Origin of the sequence: Nocardia cyriacigeorgica (assembly GCF_005863245.1) — a bacterium.
Classification (GTDB): Bacteria; Actinomycetota; Actinomycetes; order Mycobacteriales; family Mycobacteriaceae; genus Nocardia; species Nocardia cyriacigeorgica_C.
This window is the reverse complement of sequence record NZ_VBUT01000001.1, coordinates 160,490-179,627: the sequence shown is the minus strand read 5'-3', so window position 1 is coordinate 179,627 and position 19,138 is coordinate 160,490. Positions and strand designations below refer to the sequence as shown.

The 19,138-nt window shown below is 66.4% G+C and carries 18 protein-coding genes; 12 read left to right on the top strand and 6 right to left on the bottom strand.

Annotated elements, in window-relative coordinates:
- Positions 1 to 80 precede the first annotated feature (80 nt).
- On the top strand, positions 81 to 716 hold the full coding sequence (locus FEK34_RS00895; protein WP_138446342.1) for a response regulator: 636 nt from the start codon (positions 81 to 83) through the stop codon (positions 714 to 716).
- 6 nt (positions 717 to 722) lie between these two features.
- Here the strand turns inward: FEK34_RS00895 and FEK34_RS00890 are convergent, their stop codons facing one another.
- A complete protein-coding gene (locus FEK34_RS00890; RefSeq protein ID WP_138445973.1) occupies positions 723 to 1,850 on the bottom strand; it encodes a serine/threonine-protein kinase in 1,128 nt (375 codons plus the stop codon).
- Positions 1,851 to 2,183: 333 nt separating this feature from the next.
- Here FEK34_RS00890 and FEK34_RS00885 point away from each other — a divergent pair, with 333 nt between their 5' ends.
- The 3 genes from FEK34_RS00885 (at position 2,184) to FEK34_RS00875 (ending at position 5,425) form a co-directional block, all read left to right on the top strand.
- Complete coding sequence (locus tag FEK34_RS00885) at positions 2,184 to 2,936, top strand: hypothetical protein (protein ID WP_138445972.1); 753 nt, start codon at positions 2,184 to 2,186, stop codon at positions 2,934 to 2,936.
- 94 nt (positions 2,937 to 3,030) lie between these two features.
- Positions 3,031 to 4,599 (top strand): DNA polymerase Y family protein, encoded by a 1,569-nt coding sequence (locus tag FEK34_RS00880; RefSeq protein ID WP_138445971.1) that lies wholly within the window; start codon positions 3,031 to 3,033, stop codon positions 4,597 to 4,599.
- Between the two features lie 70 nt (positions 4,600 to 4,669).
- Positions 4,670 to 5,425 carry an alpha/beta fold hydrolase gene (locus FEK34_RS00875; protein ID WP_138445970.1) on the top strand — a complete coding sequence of 252 codons (756 nt, stop codon included), beginning with the start codon at positions 4,670 to 4,672 and terminating at the stop codon, positions 5,423 to 5,425.
- Positions 5,426 to 5,462: 37 nt separating this feature from the next.
- Here the strand turns inward: FEK34_RS00875 and FEK34_RS00870 are convergent, their stop codons facing one another.
- Complete coding sequence (locus FEK34_RS00870) at positions 5,463 to 6,440, bottom strand: SDR family NAD(P)-dependent oxidoreductase (protein ID WP_138445969.1); 978 nt, start codon at positions 6,438 to 6,440, stop codon at positions 5,463 to 5,465.
- 143 nt (positions 6,441 to 6,583) lie between these two features.
- On the opposite strand from FEK34_RS00870, the gene FEK34_RS00865 reads away from it, so the two are divergent.
- The 4 genes from FEK34_RS00865 to FEK34_RS00850 are packed head-to-tail and all read left to right on the top strand — an operon-like array spanning position 6,584 to position 11,727.
- Positions 6,584 to 7,039 (top strand): hypothetical protein, encoded by a 456-nt coding sequence (locus FEK34_RS00865; protein ID WP_036533497.1) that lies wholly within the window; start codon positions 6,584 to 6,586, stop codon positions 7,037 to 7,039.
- A gap of 29 nt (positions 7,040 to 7,068) precedes the next feature.
- Positions 7,069 to 10,506, top strand: a complete 3,438-nt coding sequence (locus FEK34_RS00860; protein WP_138445968.1) for an error-prone DNA polymerase — start codon at positions 7,069 to 7,071, stop codon at positions 10,504 to 10,506.
- Between the two features lie 44 nt (positions 10,507 to 10,550).
- Positions 10,551 to 11,540 carry a DUF4349 domain-containing protein gene (locus FEK34_RS00855; RefSeq protein ID WP_138445967.1) on the top strand — a complete coding sequence of 330 codons (990 nt, stop codon included), beginning with the start codon at positions 10,551 to 10,553 and terminating at the stop codon, positions 11,538 to 11,540.
- Positions 11,500 to 11,727 (top strand): DUF167 domain-containing protein, encoded by a 228-nt coding sequence (locus FEK34_RS00850; RefSeq protein WP_138445966.1) that lies wholly within the window; start codon positions 11,500 to 11,502, stop codon positions 11,725 to 11,727. The genes FEK34_RS00855 and FEK34_RS00850 overlap by 41 nt, the downstream gene beginning before the upstream one ends.
- Before the next feature lie 6 nt (positions 11,728 to 11,733).
- Here FEK34_RS00850 and FEK34_RS00845 read toward each other — a convergent pair whose 3' ends face one another.
- Entirely contained in the window at positions 11,734 to 12,198 is a 465-nt protein-coding gene (locus tag FEK34_RS00845; protein WP_138445965.1) for a tRNA (cytidine(34)-2'-O)-methyltransferase, read from the bottom strand.
- Between the two features lie 22 nt (positions 12,199 to 12,220).
- Here FEK34_RS00845 and FEK34_RS00840 point away from each other — a divergent pair, with 22 nt between their 5' ends.
- Genes FEK34_RS00840 through FEK34_RS00830 form a run of 3 tightly spaced genes read left to right on the top strand, consistent with a single transcriptional unit; the run spans position 12,221 to position 14,646 of the window.
- Positions 12,221 to 13,912 carry a recombinase family protein gene (locus tag FEK34_RS00840; RefSeq protein ID WP_138445964.1) on the top strand — a complete coding sequence of 564 codons (1,692 nt, stop codon included), beginning with the start codon at positions 12,221 to 12,223 and terminating at the stop codon, positions 13,910 to 13,912.
- A gap of 15 nt (positions 13,913 to 13,927) precedes the next feature.
- Positions 13,928 to 14,329, top strand: a complete 402-nt coding sequence (locus tag FEK34_RS00835) for a hypothetical protein (protein ID WP_138445963.1) — start codon at positions 13,928 to 13,930, stop codon at positions 14,327 to 14,329.
- Positions 14,326 to 14,646 carry a hypothetical protein gene (locus tag FEK34_RS00830; protein ID WP_138445962.1) on the top strand — a complete coding sequence of 107 codons (321 nt, stop codon included), beginning with the start codon at positions 14,326 to 14,328 and terminating at the stop codon, positions 14,644 to 14,646. The genes FEK34_RS00835 and FEK34_RS00830 overlap by 4 nt, the downstream gene beginning before the upstream one ends.
- Positions 14,647 to 14,655: 9 nt before the next feature.
- Here the strand turns inward: FEK34_RS00830 and FEK34_RS00825 are convergent, their stop codons facing one another.
- Genes FEK34_RS00825 through FEK34_RS00815 form a run of 3 tightly spaced genes read right to left on the bottom strand, consistent with a single transcriptional unit; the run spans position 14,656 to position 16,326 of the window.
- The gene (locus tag FEK34_RS00825) at positions 14,656 to 15,498 is read right to left on the bottom strand and encodes a helix-turn-helix domain-containing protein (protein WP_014349247.1); all 843 of its coding nucleotides are present in this window, start codon (positions 15,496 to 15,498) and stop codon (positions 14,656 to 14,658) included.
- On the bottom strand, positions 15,495 to 16,016 hold the full coding sequence (locus tag FEK34_RS00820) for a DUF6879 family protein (RefSeq protein ID WP_138445961.1): 522 nt from the start codon (positions 16,014 to 16,016) through the stop codon (positions 15,495 to 15,497). Before FEK34_RS00820 ends, FEK34_RS00825 begins: the two co-directional genes overlap by 4 nt.
- Positions 15,967 to 16,326, bottom strand: coding sequence for a hypothetical protein (locus FEK34_RS00815; RefSeq protein ID WP_138445960.1), 360 nt, complete (start codon positions 16,324 to 16,326; stop codon positions 15,967 to 15,969). The genes FEK34_RS00820 and FEK34_RS00815 overlap by 50 nt, the downstream gene beginning before the upstream one ends.
- 276 nt (positions 16,327 to 16,602) lie before the next feature.
- On the opposite strand from FEK34_RS00815, the gene FEK34_RS00810 reads away from it, so the two are divergent.
- Entirely contained in the window at positions 16,603 to 16,842 is a 240-nt protein-coding gene (locus FEK34_RS00810; RefSeq protein WP_138445959.1) for a hypothetical protein, read from the top strand.
- Positions 16,843 to 19,138 lie beyond the last annotated feature (2,296 nt).

Here is a 19,138-nt window from a genome sequence, read left to right as displayed (position 1 = left end):
ACCGATGGAACTGTCGCGGGCGACCGGGACACAGTGGTGACGGCGGATAGGGCTGTCCGGTGAAGGAGAAGTAGGTGGCGGTGAAGGTCTTTCTCGTCGACGATCACGCCGTGTTCCGCTCCGGGGTGCGGGCGGAGTTGAGCCGGGAAACCGATATGGAGGTGGTCGGCGAGGCCGGCGGGGTGGCCGAGGCCGTGGCCGGGATCAACAACACCCGCCCCGATGTGGTGCTGCTGGACGTGCACATGCCCGACGGCGGCGGTGTCGCGGTGCTGTCCGGGATCGATGACGGCCCGGTATGCCTGGCGCTGAGCGTGTCCGATGCCGCGGAGGACGTCATCGCGGTGATCCGGGCGGGCGCGCGCGGCTACGTCACCAAGACCATCTCCGGCGCCGAACTGGCCGACGGCATCCGCCGGGTCGCGGGCGGCGACGCGGTGTTCAGCCCGCGGCTGGCCGGTTTCGTACTCGACTCGTTCACCGGGAAATCCCCGGCGCCGGAACCGCCGCTGGACCCGGAACTGGATTCGCTGACCCCGCGTGAGCTGGAGGTGCTGCGGCTGCTGGCGCGCGGCTACACCTACCGCGAAATCGCCGAAACCCTGTTCATCTCGGTGAAAACGGTGGAGACCCACGCCTCCAACGTGCTGCGCAAAACCCAGCAGTCCAACCGCAACGCGCTCACTCGCTGGGCGCACCGCAGACGGATCGACTGAGCTCGACTACAACAGCGCGACGATGACGGCGATGATGATGACCAGCCCGATCAGCATCCCGACCGCGATCGCCAGCGGCGCGTTGCTCGGCTGCGGCAACTTCTTGGTGCCCAGCTGCGGTGCGGCGGGCGCGACGGGGGCGGGTGCCGGTTGGGTGCGGCGCGGCAGCGGGGTGGACAGCGGGCTGCGCAGACCCGACGCCGAATTGCGGGCCGCCCACGCCGGGATGGTGCCGTCCTCGGTGCGCACCGGGGCACCGATGATGTAGGGCGCGGTGCCGGGACCAAAAGCGGCGGTGAGGATTTCGTCCCTGGCCTCGGCCATGGTCGGGCGACGCTGCGGCGCCGGTTCCATCATGTGCAGCAGCGCCTGGGTGAGCACACCGCTGCGGCTGGGCGGAATGATCTGCGCCATGGCCGCGCGCTCGACGATCGCGTCGCTGTCGTCGTCGAAGCCGAACGGCGGCTGGCCCTCGATGGCGGTGTAGAGGGTGGCGCCGAGGGAGAACACATCGCTGGCCTCGGTCGGCCGGGCGCCGCGGGCCACCTCCGGCGGCAGGTAGGCGGGAGTGCCGGTGATGACGCCGTCGGGTTCGTCGGCGGACTCGCCGGCGCCGCGCGAGATGCCGAAGTCGCTGAGCTTGGCCATCCCCACCCCGGGCCCGCGGTCGGCGACGAGGATATTGCCCGGTTTGATGTCGCGGTGCACGATGCCGACGGCATGCGCGGCGGCCAGCGCGTCGGCGACCTGCGCGCCGATCTGCGCGACCTCGATCGGCGGCAGCGTATCGACCAGCCCGAGCGCCTTGGCCACGCTGCGCGAGGGTAGGTGCTCCATCACCAGCCAGGGCTCACCCGCCTCGAGCACCACGTCGTAGACCGCGATGGCATGTTCGTGGGAGAGCTTGGCCGCGACTCGGCCCTCGTGGATGATCTGCTCGCGGATCCGGTTCGCCTCGTCCTCGTCGAGCCCGGCGGTGGACAGCACCTGCTTGATGGCGACGTCGCGGTTCAGCAGCCGGTCGGTCGCGAGCCAGACCGCGCCCATACCGCCGCCGCCGAGTTTCGATTGCAGGCGGTAGCGGCCGGCCACCAGATAGTCCGGGCCGACGATGGGACGGGGACGATCGATCATGGTGCGAGACTAGCCGAATTCCGTGGTAGCTGGCCGGATTCGGACCGGGAGTTCGCCGTCGTGACGGTGGTCACGGCGGCCGTCGCGCGAGGGGTCGCGGTGCGCGCTTGACGGATCTCAGGGGCGGGCTTCTACTGGGAATCATTCGAACGTATATTCGAGACAGATCGATAGCTGGATCGGTGCTGAACCGTCGAGGAGCCACGGTTGCTTCGGCGGATGGGCGCCGCGAGGTGCGCGTGGCGTGACGATCGCCCGGCCGGTGCCGGGTGGTCTCGGGCGGGTTCCGGCGCAGTCGGCCGGAGCAGGAGTCCCCGTGGAGGTAGGTGAGTGATGGGTTCGGATTCGCGGGAACCGGGGCGTGCGACCGCGCAGGAGCTGGCGGAGCTGCGGCGCAAGATCGCGGCGGTGCCGGGGCGCGGCGAATCCGCGGCCGCCCGATTGCCCACCTCGGAGGGGGTACGCAGGCAAACGCTGCCAGTACCGACAGCCCTGGTCGAGCTCCTGCCCGATGGTGGTCTGGTCAAGGGGTCGGTGGTGGCGTACGCGGGCGCCGGGTCGCTGCTGGCCGGACTGCTGGCCGCGGTCACCGCCGACGGCGGACACGCGGCGGTGGTCGGCATGCCGAAGCTCGGTTTGCTCGCCGCGGCGGAGATGGGGGCGCAGCTGGGCCGGATCGCCGTCGTCGCCGATCCGGGCCCGGATGCGCTGGAGGTGGCCGCGGTGTTGCTCGACGGGCTCGATCTGGTCCTGCTCGACCTCGGCGGCGCTGCCGTCGCCCCGTCCAGGGCCAGGGTGATCGCCGCGCGAGCCAGGAACAAGGGGGCCGTCCTGGTCGTCACCGGCGGCCGCTGGCCGGCCCCGTCGCTGCGGCTCGGCACCCGGGTGGCGGCCTACACCGGGCTCGGCCCCGGCCGCGGCAGGCTCGATTCGATCTCCCTCGACGTCGAGGTGGCGGGCCGGGCCTCGGCGCCGCGCACCGGCGGTATCACGCTGCGACAGCACGAGGGGCGGATGGAATGGGTACGCCGCGAAACCCTGGCGGCCACAAGTGAACCCGGCGATGTGCGGGACGCTGCCTCATGAAGGCCTCCGGACGGGCCGCGCGCAAGTGGATGCCGCGCAGGACTTCGGCGGCACAGTCACGGAACGAGCATGCGGCCAGAGACGGTGATCCACCATGACCCGCCCTGCCCGGGTGCTCGCGGTGTGGTGCCCGGATTGGCCCGCGGTCGCGGCGGCGGCACTGGGGAAGGTGCCCGCCAGCCGGCCGGTCGCGGTGTTGTCGGCCAACAAGGTGGTGGCGTGTTCGGCCACCGCACGGGCCGACGGGGTGCGCCGCGGGCTGCGCCGGCGGGAGGCGCAGGCCCGCTGCCCCGAGCTCTATATCGCCAAGGCCGATCCGGATCGGGACGCGCGGCTGTTCGAGCCGGTGGTGGCCGCGGTCGACGCCGCGGTCCCCGGAGTGGAGGTGCTGCGACCCGGACTGCTGGTCCTCGGCGTGCGCGGCGCGGCCCGGTTCTTCGGCTCCGAGGAAGCGGCGGCCGAACGGCTCGTCGACGTGGTGGCCGCGGCCGGGGCCGAGGCCCAGATCGGGATCGCCGACGAAGTGTCCACCGCGGTGCTCGCCGCGCGCCGCGACACCATCGTGGCGCCGGGCGCGGGCGCGGAGTTCCTGGCGCCGCTGCCGATCGGTGAACTGGCCGTCGAACCCGCGCTGGCCGCACCCGAGCGAGTCGATCTGGTGGATCTGCTGCATCGGCTCGGGCTGCGGCGTGTCGGCGATTTCGCCGCGCTCACTCCGGCACAGGTCGGCTCCCGGTTCGGCGCCGACGCGATCGCGGCCCACCGCTGCGCCCGCGCCCTGCCCGAACGTCCGCCGTCCGCGCGCACCCCGCCGCGCGACCTGACGGTGGAATTGCACTGCGATCCGCCGATCGACCGCGTCGACGCCGCCGCCTTCGCCGGGCGCATGCTCGCCACCCGCGCCCATGCCGCGTTCTCGGCCGCGGCGGTGGCCTGCACCAGGCTCGCGGTCTTCGCCGAGACCGCGGCGGGTGAACAGCTCAGCCGGGTCTGGCGCTGCGCCGAACCGCTGACCGCCGACGGCGTCGCCGACCGGGTGCGCTGGCAGCTGGACGGCTGGCTCACCCACCGCGACACCGGCGGTTCCGGCGGGCCCACCGCGCCGATCACTCTGCTGCGGCTGGAACCGGTCGAAGTGATTCCGGCCGCCGCGCTCCAGCTCGGCCTGTGGGGCGACGCGGGCGGCACCGACGCGCGGGCGATGCGCGCGCTGGTCCGGGTGCAGGGCCTGCTCGGTGGGGCGGCGGTGCAGGTCGGGGTGCTCAGCGGCGGCCGCGGCCCCGCGGAACGGATCACCATGGTCGCGCTCGGCGACGAGCAGGTGCCCGCCGCCGACCCCGCGCTGCCGTGGCCGGGCCGGCTGCCCGAACCGGCGCCCGCGGTGCTCATGATGAACCGGCCGCGGGTGGAGCTGGAATCGGCGGGCGGCGCCCCGGTGCACGTCACCGAGCGCGGGCTGTTCAGCGCGACTCCCGCACGATTGCGCTGGGGCGGCAAGCAGTGGGAGCTGACCGCGTGGACGGGCCCGTGGCCGATGGACGAGCACTGGTGGTCCACCGGGTCCGCGCCCAGCGCCCGCGTGCAGGTCGAACTACCGGGCCCGCACAGTCTGCTGCTCATCACCCGCGACGGTCAGTGGCATGTGGAAGGGCTCTACGAATGAGCTCGGGCCTGCCCGTGTGTGTGCCAGATCATCGAGTTTGCCCTGATGATCGCCGGTACTCTCGACAATCGTGGATCTGACGACGGCCAGGGTCGCGCTCGGCGACGTGCTGATCGCCTACCGGGACTCCGGGGCGGTCGCGGTCGACGACGTCCCGGTGGTGCTGGTGCACGGGATGGGCGGCGACGGCCACACCTGGGACCGGTTCGCGCGTGAACTCGTGCGGGCCGGGCGCCGCGTCATCATCCCCGATCTGCGCGGCCACGGTCGTAGCGCGCACACCGAGTCCTACCTGTTCGGCGAGTTCGGCGCCGATGTGCTGCGCTTGTGCGATCACCTCGGGCTGGAGCGGGTGGATCTGGTCGGGCATTCACTCGGCGGCTACGCGGTGTCCTGTGTGGCGCAGGAGCGGCCGGGCCTGGTCCGTCGCCTGGTCATGGAGGAATGCCCGCTGCCGCTGCGCTCCGGTACCGAAGAGCTGACGCTCACCCGCAGATTGCCGACCCTGCCCGAACTGTGGCACGCCACCTCCAGCCTGGTGCGTCATCCGCGTGCCGTGCTGGCCTTCGACCGGTCGATGACGCGCACCGCGCTCGAACAGTTCCGCAAACCGCATCCGGAATGGTGGGAGCGGCTCACCGAGATCAGCGCGCCGACGCTGGTGCTGCGCGGCGGCCCCGGCGGCATGGTCGATCCGGAGAAACTCGAGGTCATGCGCACCTCGATCCCCGACTGCTCGGTCACCGCCTTCACCTGCGGGCACAGCATCCACCGCGACCGCTACCGCGAATTCGCCGCCGCCGTACTGCCTTTCCTCGGCCACTGACCAGTCGGCCGGTCGCCGTGCGCTTCCGTCGCCGGGTTCACCAGTGGGTGCCCGGGACCCAGCGGGCGGCGCGGCGCAGGGCGGCGCCGGTGGCCTTGCGGGCGGCCGAGCGGGGGCGGGGTTCACGGGGCGGGGCGAGGGTCGCGGCGGGCTCGGCGGTGTCGTCCTGTTCGCCGCGGGCGGCGGGGGAGTCGGGCAGGGCGCGGTAGTAGCGGTGCAGGATGCGATCGCGCAGCTTGGGGGTGATGATGCCGCCGTATTCGGCCAGCGTGCCGAGCGGGACGTCGATGCGTTTGGGGCGTTCGCTGAGTGCGCGAACGATGGTGGCCGCGGCCCACTCCGGCGATTCGGACGGGCCCTGATTTCCGCTCGGGGCGATCATCGGCGTGCGCACCAGCGGCATGTGAATGGTGGTGAAGGTGACGCCATCGGCCAGCGTCTCCACCGCCGCCACCTCGGTGAACTTGTCCAGCGCCGCCTTGCTGGCCAGATAGGCCGCGAAGCGGGGAGTGGCGACCTGCACGCCCGCGCTGCTGATATTGACGATGTGACCGAACTTGCGCTCACGCATCTGCGGCAGCAGCGCCAGCGTCATCCGCAGGGCGCCGAAGTAGTTGACGGCCATGGTGCGTTCGAAATCGTGCAGCCGGTCGGTGGAACGGTGGATGGCGCGCCGGATGGAGCGGCCCGCGTTGTTCACCAGCATGTCGACGTGGCCGTGCTCGTCGAGGATCGCCTTGACCGCGTGATCCACCGACTCGGAATCGGTGACGTCGCACTGGTATCCGTAGGCGCTGCCGCCGGCCGCGCGGATCTCCTCGACCACGGCCGCGAGCTCCTCGCCGCGGCGGGCGAGCAGGAACACCACCGCGCCCTTGTCGGCCACGGCGATGGCGGCGGCCCGGCCGATGCCGGAGGAGGCGCCGGTGATCACGACATGGCGGCCGGTGAGGTCGCGGTTGCGCTGATTGCGCCGGATCTTCTCGCGCGCGTCGTCGTCGTCGGCTGAGGTCATCGCTGCTCCTTTGCAGGTCTGTCGGCACCGAACTTACTCTCAAGTAAGTTCTCTGCCAAGTGGTTTACATCACAGCTGAAGAACATCGATGCGGCGCGTTCGAACGCTCGAAATCATTCGAACATATGTGCGATACTGATGGCATGACGGACGATCGGATGGCGGATATCTATGCCGCGGTGCGGCTCGGCGGTGTTGATCAGCAGGCGGCGCGAAGCGCGCTACACAGGCTGTGGGAGGAGATCGGCGAACACGGAGATCCGCTGCACCGCTGCGTGATCGCCCACCATCTGGCCGATGTGGTGGACACGGCCGAGGAGGCGCTGCTGTGGGATCAGCGGGCGCTCGCGGCGGTGTTCGCGCCGGGCAGTCCGCTCGATGAGGGCATGCGCGGATTCCTGCCCTCGCTGTATCTGAACCTCGCCGACAGCCACCGCCGCGTCGGCGATTTCGATTCCGCCCGTATGCAATTGGCGCTGGCCAAGGGACACCTCGAGGTCCTGGCCAACGATGCCTACGGCCAGGTGATCCGCACCGGGCTCGACCATGTGGCCGGCGCGCTCGACGCCGGCTCCACCGAGCGGCTCAAGGCGAGCTGACCGGCGTCCGGTGAGGTGGAGGCCACGCCATGGGCTGGAGTAACGGGCCACCGAGTTGGTCGGAGCTGGAGCGGGTGCTGTCCGGGCGGCCGGGCAGGCACGATCCGGAGTCGATGTACCCGGGCGACGGCGGCGACAGTCCGGCGTGGTCGCGCAAACGCGGTGAATACCTCGCCGAGGGCGGTGACCTCCGCCCCCTCGGCCCGGTCGTGCCCTATGCCGAGCTGCACGCGCATTCGGCCTACAGCTTCCTCGACGGCGCGAGCCATCCGGAGGAACTGGTCGAGGAGGCGGCCCGGCTCGGGCTGGAGGCCATCGCCCTCACCGACCACAACGGTTTCTACGGCGTGGTCCGCTTCTATGAAGCGGCGCGGGAATGGGGCATAGCCACTGTCTACGGCGCCGAATTGACCCTCACCGCAAGGCGAACCGACTTCTCTGCTGCCTCGTCGCTGGCGGATTCGACCGACTCCGCGCCGCGCACAGGGGAACCCGATCCACCGGGAACTCATCTATTGGTGCTGGCTAGGGGACAGGAGGGATACCGGCGGTTGTCGCGGGAGATCGCGGCGGCGCATATGGCCGCGGGGGAGAAAGGAATTCTGCGCTACGACCTGGATGCCCTCACCGCGGCGGCGGGTGGGCACTGGCAGATCCTGACCGGATGCCGCAAGGGACAGTTGCGCCAAGCGCTGGAACAGGATCTGCGCGCGGGTGGGCCGCCGGTGTGCGCCGAGGCGGCATTGCGCGATCTGGTCGAGCGCTTCGGCGCCGAGCGGGTGAGCGTGGAACTCACCCACCACGGCCTGCCCGCCGACGATGAGCGCAACGCCCGCCTCATCGCGCTGGCCGATCGGCTCGGGCTGCCCGTCGTCGCCACCACCGGCGCGCATTTCGCTTCCCCGGCGCAACGGCATCGCGCCATGGCGCTGGCCGCGATCCGGTCCAGGAGCAGCCTCGACGAGATGGCCGGCTGGCTGGCCCCCACCGGTGGTGCGCATCTGCGTTCCGGGGCGGAAATGGCGCGGTTGTTCGCCGACTGCCCGCAGGCCATCGCCAACGCCGTCGCCCTCGCCCGCGAATGTGCCTTCGACCTGAAGTTGATCGCACCGGAGCTGCCGCCGTTCCCGGTGCCGGAGGGCCACGACGAGAACTCCTGGCTGCGGCATCTCACGTTGAAGGGGGCCGCCGAACGCTACGGAACGCCGCAGCAGAATCCCGCTGCCTACCGCCAGATCGAGCACGAACTCGCGGTGATCACCGGCATGAAGTTCCCCGGTTACTTCTTGGTGGTGCACGACATCGTCATGTTCTGCAAGAACAACGGCATCCTGTGCCAGGGCCGGGGATCGGCGGCCAATTCCGCGGTCTGCTACGCCATCGGCATCACCAATGTCGACCCGGTGCGCAACAACCTGCTGTTCGAACGGTTCCTCTCACCCGCGCGCGACGGCCCGCCCGATATCGACATCGATATCGAATCCGACCGTCGCGAGGAAGCGATCCAGCACGTCTACAACGCCTACGGCCGGGAATATGCCGCCCAGGTGGCGAATGTGATCACCTACCGCGGTAAATCGGCCGTCCGCGACGCCGCCCGCGCGCTCGGCTTCTCGACCGGCCAGCAGGACGCGTGGAGCAAACAGGTGAGCCGCTGGACGGGTGTCGGCGCCGAAACCGGGACCGATATCCCGGAACAGGTGCTGGAACTGGCCGCCGATATCGAAGGGCTACCGCGCCATCTCGGTATCCATTCCGGTGGCATGGTGATCTGCGACCGCCCCATCGCCGACGTCTGCCCGGTGGAATGGGCGCGCATGCCCGGCCGCAGCGTATTGCAGTGGGACAAGGACGATTGCGCCGCCGCCGGGCTGGTGAAATTCGATCTGCTCGGCCTCGGCATGCTCTCGGCGCTGCACTACATGATCGATCTGGTGCGCGAACACGAAGGCGTCACCGTCGAACTGCACAAGCTCGACCTGGCCGAAACCGCGGTGTACGACATGCTGTCGCGGGCCGATTCGATCGGGGTGTTCCAGGTGGAGTCGCGGGCGCAGATGGCGACGCTGCCCCGGCTGAAACCGCGTGAGTTCTACGACCTGGTGGTCGAGGTGGCGCTGATCCGGCCCGGCCCGATCCAGGGCGGTTCGGTGCATCCGTATATTCGCCGCCGCAATGGTCAGGAGGACTGGGAATTCGACCATCCCGCACTGGAAAAGACCCTGGAACGTACTTACGGCGTGCCACTGTTCCAGGAACAGCTCATGCAGATAGCCGTCGACGTCGCCGGATTCACCGCCGCCGAAGCCGATCAATTGCGTCGCGCCATGGGATCCAAACGCTCACCCGAACGGATGGAGCGGCTCAAGGCACGGCTCTACCAGGGCATGCGCGATCTGCACGGCATCACCGGAGAGGTCGCCGACCGCATCTACGAAAAGCTGTACGCCTTCGCGAATTTCGGTTTCCCGGAAAGCCACTCGCAGAGTTTCGCGGCGCTGGTGTTCTATTCGGCGTGGTTCAAACTGCATCATCCGGCCGCCTTCTGTGCCGGTCTGCTGCGTGCCCAGCCGATGGGCTTCTACTCGCCGCAATCGCTGGTGGCCGACGCGCGCAGGCACGGTGTGCTGGTGCACGGGCCCGATATCAATGCCAGTCGCGCCGAACCCACCCTCGAACAGCGTGGCACCCAGGTGCGGCTCGGGCTGGCGGCGGTCCGGTATATCGGTGACGAGCTCGCCGAGAAGATCGTCGCCGCCCGCGAGGAGGGCGGACCTTACACCTCGCTGCTCGACCTGACCGGGCGCGTGGAACTCACTGTCCGCCAGGCGGAATCGCTGGCGACGGCCGGTGCGCTGGACAGCATCACCACCGCGACACCGGCTCGGGCGGCGGAAACCTCGGCAGTCCACATGCCCTCGGGCACCGAGCTGCCAGGGGAGCGCAGCATTCTGCGGCGCACCGCGCTGTGGGCGGCAGGCGCCGCGGCCGGTGAACGCCCGGATCGCTTACCCGGCATGGTCGCCGCCACCACCGCCCCCGCGCTCCCCGGAATGAGCGCGCTGGAACTGGCCGCCGCCGACGTCTGGGCCACCGGCATCTCGCCCGACAGCTACCCCACCGAATTCCTGCGCGCCGAACTCGACGCGATGGGTGTGATCCCGGCCGACCGGCTGCTATCGGTGCCCGACGGCTCCCGGGTCCTGGTCGGCGGCGCCGTCACCCACCGGCAGCGCCCGGCCACCGCCGCCGGGGTCACCTTCCTGAATCTGGAAGACGAGACCGGCATGGTCAATATCGTCTGCTCGGTCGGATTGTGGACCCGCTACCGCAGGCTCGCCCAGACCGCGCGGGCGTTGATCATTCGCGGCCGGATCCAGAACGCCGAAGGCGCGGTGAGTGTGTACGCCGAGCAGTTGCGGCAGCTGGATCTGCGGATGGCGGGCAAGTCCCGCGACTTCCGGTGAGCGAGAAGCGTGTCGCGGCCCGGACGAGCCGCTACGCTGCGACCATGCGCAAGCTCGCGGTGTTGTTGATCGCCCTGCTCGGCCTGGCCCTGCTCGTCGGCGGCTGCGGCGATGACGACGACGGCGAGTCCGCCGTCGGTGGCCGCACGCCCACCGTCGCCGACATGCCTGGCCCCGCCGCGACACCGGGCTTCCGCGAACAAGCCCCGGCCAGGGAACAGGACACCGGCGGGGAGGTGAACGCCGACCGCAAGGAAGTGATCACCGGGCAGGTCGAGATCGTCTCCGCCGATCCCATCGACGCGGCGGGCAAGGTGACAGCGCAGGTCACCGCGTTGCAGGGCCGCGTCGACAGCCGCACCGAACGTCCCGGCACCGACGACAACGTCCCCAGTGCCAGGCTCACCGTCCGGATCCCGGCCGAACACACCGACGACTTCATCGCCGCGCTCGGCGATATCGGCGAAGTCACCGAGGTGAGCACCAACCGCGACGACGTCACCATGCAGTGGCAGGACCTCGACGCCAGGATCAAGGCCTTGCAGGCCTCCGTCGACCGGCTGCGGGTGCTGATGGCCGAGGCCACCAATACCGCCGATCTGCTCGCCGCCGAACAGGCGCTGTCGAGCCGCCAGGCCGAACTCGACAGCCTCACCGGGCAGAAGCGCCTGCTCGACGATCAGATCGCGCTGTCCACGCTGACCATCGAAATCTCCAGTACCCGTACCGAACCCGAGGAGGGGCCGACCAACTTCTGGGACGGCATCGTCTCCGGTTGGAACTCGCTGGTCGACTGGTTGAAGGATGCGGTGGTCTTCCTCGGCAAGGCCGTCCCGTGGATCGGCTTCGTCGCCGTCATCGGCGCGGTCGTCTGGGTGCTCGCGCGGCTCGTCCGCAGGCCCCGCCGCGCGAAGGCCGCCACGGCACAGGCGCCGTCCCGTGCCGAAAAGCCCGGCGAGGCAGGCAAAGACACTGGCGCAACAGGAGAATCGCGTGCCGACCGTCCGGGCGACGATCACCCCGAACAGCCGTAAAGGCCCGCTGGTCGAGATTCTCGACGACGGCACCCTGCGGCTCTACGTGCGTGCCCCGGCCGTCGAAGGCAAGGCGAACAAGGCCGCGATCGAGCTGCTCGCCGAGCATTACGGCGTACCCAAGAGCGCGGTCCGGCTCACCGCGGGCGCGACCTCGCGCTTCAAACGCTTCGAGATCGACGCCTGAGCGTGCTCACACCGCGTCGGGGAATCCGTGCTGGCGCCACGCCTCGTACACCGCGACCGCGGCCGAATTGGACAGGTTCATCGACCGCCGCCCCGGCAGCATCGGAATCCGCACCAGGTCGGTGATGTGCGGATCGGCGAGCACCTCGGCCGGCAGCCCCGTCGGCTCGGTGCCGAACAGCAGCACATCACCGGCCTGATACCGCACATCGGTGAACCGCGTGCTCGCCTGCGTGGTGAACGCATACACCCGCTCCGGCCGGATCGCCGCCCACGCCGCCGCCAGATCCGCGTGCACCGTCACCGAGGCGAGATCGTGGTAGTCCAGCCCCGCCCGCCGCAATTTCGGCTCCGACAGATCGAACCCCAGCGGCTCGACCAAATGCAGCTCACACCCCGTCCCCGCCGCCAACCGGATCGCGTTCCCGGTATTGGGCGGAATGCACGGCTCATGGAACATCAGCTTTAGCACAACAGAACGGTATCCTCTCGATATGTCCTCTACCAGCGAGAAGCTTCGCGTACTCGGTAGGCTACGCCTGTCCCGGTCCACGGAGGAATCAACCTCGATTGACCGCCAGCGCGAGACCATCCAGCAGTGGGCCGACGCTCACGGACACACGGTCGTCGGTTGGGCCGAGGACGTAGACGTATCCGGTTCTATCGACCCGTTCGAGACACCTCAGCTCGGGCCGTGGCTGAATGACCGGCCGCATGAATGGGACGTCCTCGCAGCATGGAAGCTGGACCGGCTCGGCAGGAATGCTATCCAGCTCAGCAAGCTATTCGGCTGGGTGATGGATCACGACAAGACATTGGTGTCTTGTTCCGAGTCCATCGACCTGAGCAGCTGGGCCGGCCGGATGCTGGCGAACGTTATTGCCGGTCTGGCCGAGGGGGAGCTAGAGGCGATCCGGGAGCGTCAGCGCGGATCCCGTCACAAGCTCAGGAACTCGGCTCGCTGGGGAGGTGGCAAACCGCCGTTCGGGTACGTCGCCGTGAAGAACCCACAGGGTGAGGGGTGGGCGTTAGAGGTCGACCCCGTGGCCTCGAAGCTGATCCGCCGAATAGTCGACGACACCATAGCCGGGAAGCCATCGACCCAGATTGCGGCCGAACTGAACCGTGAGGGGGTACTAACGCCCTCTCAGTACCACCGAGCCCGGAGCGCTGGCTATCCGACATTGCTCCGGTCGGAACTGCCAGCGGATCTGGACGTGACGCCGAAGCAGGAACCGGGCAAGGTGCGCCGTCGCAAAGTCCGAACCGAGAACCCGTGGACTCAGACCCCGATCCGCAACATGCTCCGAAGCGACGCGATACGCGGGTACGTCCACCACAAGGGCGAAGTAGTTCGTGACGATGACGGTATGCCGATCCAGCTTGCCGAGCCGCTGGTAACGCTGGATGAGTGGGAGTTGATCCAATCGACGTTGGATCGTCGGCGCGACACGAACCGGGCGAAACGCCGGGTCCAGCTGAGCCCGCTCGCTGGCGTAGCGGTATGCCTCGTGTGCGGCTACACGCTCCATCACACCAGGAAGGTCGCCCGAGGGATCGAGTATCGGTACTACCGCTGCGAGAACAAGGACACCAGCGATATCCGGGCCGACTTCCTTGAGGATCTGGTGGGGGAACTGGTCGTGGACGAGATCGGGGATGTCGAGATCCTGGAACGGGTCTGGGTGCCCGGTGATTCCAGGGAGACCGAACTCCGGGAGGCCATCGCGGCCGTAGACGATCTGGTCAGGGTGCTCGGCAACGCAACGTCATCAACGGTGCGGGATCGTATTCAGAGGCAGATCAGCGCCTTGGACGCCAAGATCGCCGAGCTGGAGGCCACGCCTGCGCGTGAATCTCGATGGGAGTACAAGCCGACCGGCGGCATCTACCGAGATGTGTGGGAGTCGTCGGACCCGGAAGGTAGGCGGGAACTTCTCCGGCGTTCAGGGATCACAGTCGCAGTGAGCCTCACCGGCATAGACGGAAAGCGGTCTGGGGATAACTCGGGAACGTTTGAGTACCGAGTGGACTTCCCAACTGAGCTGATGGCAAACCTTGGTCACCCGAAAGACGGCGAGCAGCCATGGAAGAAGATCAGCGGCTCGTTTATCCCCGTGTTCGAGCGCCGATCAGCCGCCGACATCGTCAGGACCGAAGCAACACCGTCACGCGACGGTGCTTAAGAGAAGGGCAATCCAATGGAACTGGAGCTTGCGGTATCCAATCGGCTGTACGCGGTCGGCGGACCGGATCGGATCGAGGTCTACAGGTCCCCGGTGGTCAAAGACCGACACGATGTGTACCGGCCGGTGGCCGATTACATCCAGCGTCACGGCCTGGTCCTTGCGGCCAGCGACGTGCACGAAGACGATTCCATGTTCTTCGGTGAAGCTGCCTACTCGATCTACACCAGGCCCGGCGCACCGGCCGAAAATACGGACAGCATGAGCATGTACATGGCCGCTCTCAGGTGCGGCATGAGTTTTGACGAGTACTTCGCCGTCCAGGTCCAAGACGGGATGATTCTGGAGCACCCGAACGGGGGCTACATACCCTCGCCGCACCCGAGCATCGTCCCCAGGTACCTGGAGAGCCGATGACTATCACTGAGGCGACAAGGGTCGTCGAAGGTTCGCTGACCTCCGACAAGTGGAAGCCTGTCGGCGTGGGGACCTCTGGTACCCCGTTCGGTCTGCTCACGTTGTCGTCGTTCGCCGGTGATGCGTTCCCGGCATTGATCGACCTGGAGCCGGACGGCGCTTTGTCGATCCTCACCGAGGACCGGAAAGGGTGTGGATCAGCTCATATAGCCGCCGCATATAACCACTTCGGCGGCCCGGCTATGAAAGAGCTGGAACACCGATACACCAGCGCTACCGGATACCCCCGAGTTCTCACAGTGTGGCGAGAGCTATAGCGGGCTGCTCTAAGGTTTGTGTGACCTACGGTCTATCTCTGCCCGGATCAGCCTTCGGGCATCCTCACCGGTGACAGCCTGCCGGGCCAGCGTCTCGAACGCTCGGGCGTACAACGCAATCTCTCGGGGCTGGGTGATCGTCAGCTCTGCCGTGATGGCCTCCACCATCACCATGCGGTCATCGAACATGACGAAGTTGGTTGCGGGGGTGAGCCATTCAGCACCGGCGGGGACTATCCCGAACAGCATCCGGGGCAGGCCGATAACGGCTAGGAGCCGGTCCAACTGGCCGGCCATGACCCCATCGTTCCCCACGGTCGTAGCCAACGACTGTTCGGTGATCAGGATATGGAACCGGTGATCACCGTGGTACAGGACTTTTTGCTGTTCAAGCCGTTTCGAGACGCCTTGGTCTACGTCGTTGGGTACCCGGTAGAACTCGGTCACCCGGCGTAGCACGGCTGCGGCGTAATCCGCTGTTTGCAGCATCCCCGGAATCAGCACCGGTTCATAGATCCGCATAACCTTGGTCTGCTCGGCCAACGTCACCGACTGTTGCTGTCGGCGCTTGGTGCCAGCGTGTAGCAGCCGCTTGAATTCGAGGTACGCCGATTCGATATTTCGGACCGTTGCAACGAGGTCGGGTAGCTGGCTTTCGGTGCCGGTGTGAGTGCAGTACGCGTGTAGTTGCGCCTCGGTCGGGGTTCGGTTCCCGGTCTCGATCTTGGACACCAAGGACTCGTGCCAGCCCGCCAATGCGGCGAGCTGGCGACCTGTGAGTCCGGCATCCTTCCTGATCTCGCGTAAGCGCTGCCCGAGCGCTTGACGCTGTTCGTGAACCGAGTTGGTCACAGCGTGGCGTGAGCGAACTCGGCGTAAGGCGTAGCAATCTCCCAAAGTCGCTGTCGCACGCTGCGGCAGCGGTCGACCGTGTGCGGGTCGTCGGTTACACCGACACCGATGGCCCGGCCGGAGGCGTCAACGAGGTTGTAGGCGACCACCGAGTCATCGAACAACCACCAGTCATCCGAGGGCACCGCTCCGGCCCGGTGCCGAGCTAGATAGCGGATATCCTCTCCGGCGTCCTGGTTCTCCGGCGTGATCGACAACAGCCAACGGTGATAGTCGGTCAAAGGCACCGTGACGACACGGACCCGTGAGACAGCTACGCCCCGTTTGGCGGCGTCCCGAATAAGGTCCAGCCACGGCCGGAACCATTCGTAGTCGTCATCATCGTGGCCGTCCAAGAACCGTTCGAGTTGCGGGTTCTCTTCGGCTACGTCGTACGCGTCCTTGGTTTCGAGGTGGAACGCCGAGCGCTCAGCTTGCCGGAACAGATCCAGAAACGCTTCGCCTTGCAGCAGCCGCACCGTAGAACTCCCTTGCTCGCTTCGGCACCTCGATAGCCGTTTCGTCGTCGGCTAGGTCGAGTTGCCCCAGTACATCCGGCTCGGTGATCGGCCGGCCCGAGACCGTGAACGTACCTCGCCCGGTGTCGGTCAACTCTGCCCCGATGAACGTATCGGGCTCAGCGAACCCGAGCAGCAGGTGAGGTATCTCGATTGTGCCGGTTTCGTCGGTCTCCCAACCTTGGACCAGGTACGTGTCCTGGTCGGTGGCGTACAACGTCGGGCAATGGCCGCCACCTGATCCACCTTTGCCGAGGAACTTTAAGCGCATGATCCTTGCTCCCGTCTAGGAGTGTGACCGTGTGTGACACCCCCGTGGTCAATGGTGCCGCATTCAGACCGGCTGTATGCCCCGTACAGTGAAGTTCTGTCAAGTTCCGTCAAGTTAGTAGCAGCAGAGGTTCCGGGCTCCCTAACGTCGGGTCTCAGGCCGCCGTGCCGGGTGTGAGAGGTCCCCGGCACGGTGCGCTTGCCAACAGAGCCACCGAGAGAGGGGCGAGTTATGCCGACGTACTTGGTTCGGTCGCATTGCTGCGGCGCTGGGTGGATGGTCGTGGTTCCGTGCACCGGCACGCAGACGTACGTCACGGACAAGCGCGACATCGAGCCGACCGCGCGGCGGCTACTGGCGCAGATGACGGGATTCGCGCCGGAACAGATTCACCTGGACTTGACTGCTGGTCGGGTAGTCGACAAGCCTGAGGAGCTGGCCGCCCAGAGCTGTAGTGACGCTCGGGCATTCAGTCCGGCCGAGTACGCCGCATGGCTGGCCCGGAATGCGCACTAGCCCTCATCGTCGGTTCGTGACCGTGCCCAGGCCCTCTAGTGAAGTACGTCACAATCTAGGGTAGTTCTTGAAAAATCACCCGTACTTATATAGTGAGGGAGCGAAGCGACCGAACGCTTAGAGTCCTCGCAGAGGACGATGAACTAACTAGAAGGACCCTGTAGGGCTCGAAGTGCCCCCCAGAGTCGTAGACTCTTACCGCTTCTCTAGTGACTCTGATCACAATAATGGTAACATTCCGGCATACGTGAGCGTGTCGATTGAAGAATCGCCCCTATCTATTTAGTGAGGGGTAAAACTGTCCCTTATGTAGTTGGTGAGAATCGAAGACTCTTAATTCAGTATCCTCGCTCACATCAGGTGTCGAAGCCTCGAAAATGGAAGGGCCTAGAGGCCGAACCGGTTTACCCTATCGTGAAGTACGTCACAATCTAGGGAGAAGCTTGAAAAATAGAACGTATATATAGAGTGAGGGAGCGAAGCGACCGAACGCTAGAGCCCTCCACGCGCCCGGCGTCATCTCGACGGCGGGGCTTTTTTATGCACTCGAACCATGATGTCATCAGGAGGTGAGACGTGAACGAGGATAGGTGGTGCCCGAACGGACACCAGATACGGACGGCAAGTGACCGTGACACGCAAGGGTATTGCCGGATGTGCCGCCGGGCGGTGACCGCCCGTAAGCAGAAACAAGCGCGTGCAGCGCTGCGAATCATCACAGCGCTGAGGGACCGCCGGGAGCCGGACCCGAACGATTTCGAGGCCCTGGACGCCACGTAGACGAACGAATACCTATAAACCGCACACCGAAGAACCCCCGAGTCCTAGCGAACCGCTACGGGCTCATTTTTTATGGCTGGAGAACCTTGCGTGAGCCACAAGATCCAAGTCCTTAGTTCCCGTGACGGGAAGATCCTGTACCGGATCGGAACAACGACTAATTCGAAGACTCTGATATTCAACCACGCGGAACTCTCCGCGCTGGTGTCCGATATTCATACTGTGCTTGGAGGCACTGAAAATGACCCGCCGGTCAAGTAACATTCTTCCGATCCTCGCATGGGATCAGGCTTACAACCGAAACGGTGACCGGAAGCTGCCGCGCACGGCTATGAACGTGATCCGTACTTACGTCGACAACAAGACTCTTCGCGGGTGGGTGAAGCAAGAGACGTTGGCAGAAGCCACGGGGTTGGATGTTCGATCGGTCAAACGACAGATCCGGGCCAACATCGACGCAGGCTGGGTGAGGGTCATCGACCGGGGGAACTCCTCGGGTTGGGCGAACACCTACGAACTGACCATCCCGGAGATGGTGACACAGATGTCACCTACTAGGGGGCATGTATGTCACCTGGAGGGTGACACAGATGTCACACCTACTACTCCTAGAACTACTCCAAGAACTACTAATATAACTACTCCTAGAGATGGTGACACAGATGTCACCATTGGTGCCAGCGCTGAAGAAGCGATGGGATCTGGCGATCCCTTAGAAGAGACCACCGCTGGTTTATCACCCTCAAAGGGAACCAGCGATGGTCACACACGGAACGAAGTTCCGTCATGGGATGTAACTGACGACTGGTTGAGTCCTTCGGACGATAACCAGAAACCCTCTGCGAGGGTATCCCGTGAAACTGGAAGTCCAATAGGCTCGTCCGGCGAGCCGTCCGAACCATCCCCGTTGGAGGTCCCGACTATGGGTAATACATCGGGCTCGTCGGCTCGGCCGTGCGGAGCCTCCCCGTATGCGTCGTGCAAGAAGGATCCGTTCGTGGATGACCACGAATGCTCTACGCATGATGTCGAGGATCACCCCACGCATGAGAGCTATCGCTCTCCGTCGCGGCGTCGACCCAAGTGCTTCAGTTCCTCGTGCCGTGATTCCGTTTGCGACGTTCACGGAGGATTCTCGAACATCGTGCCTTTCTAAGCCCTTGGAATAACTAGGGGTGGGTAACTAGACCAAACAGATCCGTTAGGCCCGTAGCTTTAACGCTGGGGGCCTTTTTTCATGCCCGGAGGGCGAATGACGTATTTCGAGAAGTATCGACGGAAGCCGACAACTACTGATGAGGAGCGCGAACGATTCGAGTTCTGGTTTTATGGCGAGCCTCATCAGCGGTATATCACCGTTGTCCGTGAGCGGGGCGGTACTCCGCTTGACGACCCCGAAGAAGCTTTCGGGCTATTCCGTCGCAGATGGACCAGGCCGGATCCGCCGGCCGGGCCTGGTCTACACGTTGATCCGAGAAGGGCGACGCGGTGAGGGGTCAAGAGTTGACAGTTTTTC

Excerpts from the sequence above, each read along its gene's own strand:
- FEK34_RS00870 (WP_138445969.1), bottom strand. The coding sequence starts at position 6,440 with ATGACCTCAGCCGACGACGACGACGCGCGCGAGAAGATCCGGCGCAAT.
- FEK34_RS00890 (WP_138445973.1), bottom strand. The coding sequence starts at position 1,850 with ATGATCGATCGTCCCCGTCCCATCGTCGGCCCGGACTATCTGGTGGCC.
- FEK34_RS00865 (WP_036533497.1), top strand. The coding sequence starts at position 6,584 with ATGACGGACGATCGGATGGCGGATATCTATGCCGCGGTGCGGCTCGGC.
- FEK34_RS00830 (WP_138445962.1), top strand. The coding sequence starts at position 14,326 with ATGACTATCACTGAGGCGACAAGGGTCGTCGAAGGTTCGCTGACCTCC.
- FEK34_RS00840 (WP_138445964.1), top strand. The coding sequence starts at position 12,221 with ATGTCCTCTACCAGCGAGAAGCTTCGCGTACTCGGTAGGCTACGCCTG.
- FEK34_RS00815 (WP_138445960.1), bottom strand. The coding sequence starts at position 16,326 with ATGCGCTTAAAGTTCCTCGGCAAAGGTGGATCAGGTGGCGGCCATTGC.
- FEK34_RS00880 (WP_138445971.1), top strand. The coding sequence starts at position 3,031 with ATGACCCGCCCTGCCCGGGTGCTCGCGGTGTGGTGCCCGGATTGGCCC.
- FEK34_RS00835 (WP_138445963.1), top strand. The coding sequence starts at position 13,928 with ATGGAACTGGAGCTTGCGGTATCCAATCGGCTGTACGCGGTCGGCGGA.
- FEK34_RS00810 (WP_138445959.1), top strand. The coding sequence starts at position 16,603 with ATGGTCGTGGTTCCGTGCACCGGCACGCAGACGTACGTCACGGACAAG.
- FEK34_RS00885 (WP_138445972.1), top strand. The coding sequence starts at position 2,184 with ATGGGTTCGGATTCGCGGGAACCGGGGCGTGCGACCGCGCAGGAGCTG.
- FEK34_RS00855 (WP_138445967.1), top strand. The coding sequence starts at position 10,551 with ATGCGCAAGCTCGCGGTGTTGTTGATCGCCCTGCTCGGCCTGGCCCTG.
- FEK34_RS00860 (WP_138445968.1), top strand. The coding sequence starts at position 7,069 with ATGGGCTGGAGTAACGGGCCACCGAGTTGGTCGGAGCTGGAGCGGGTG.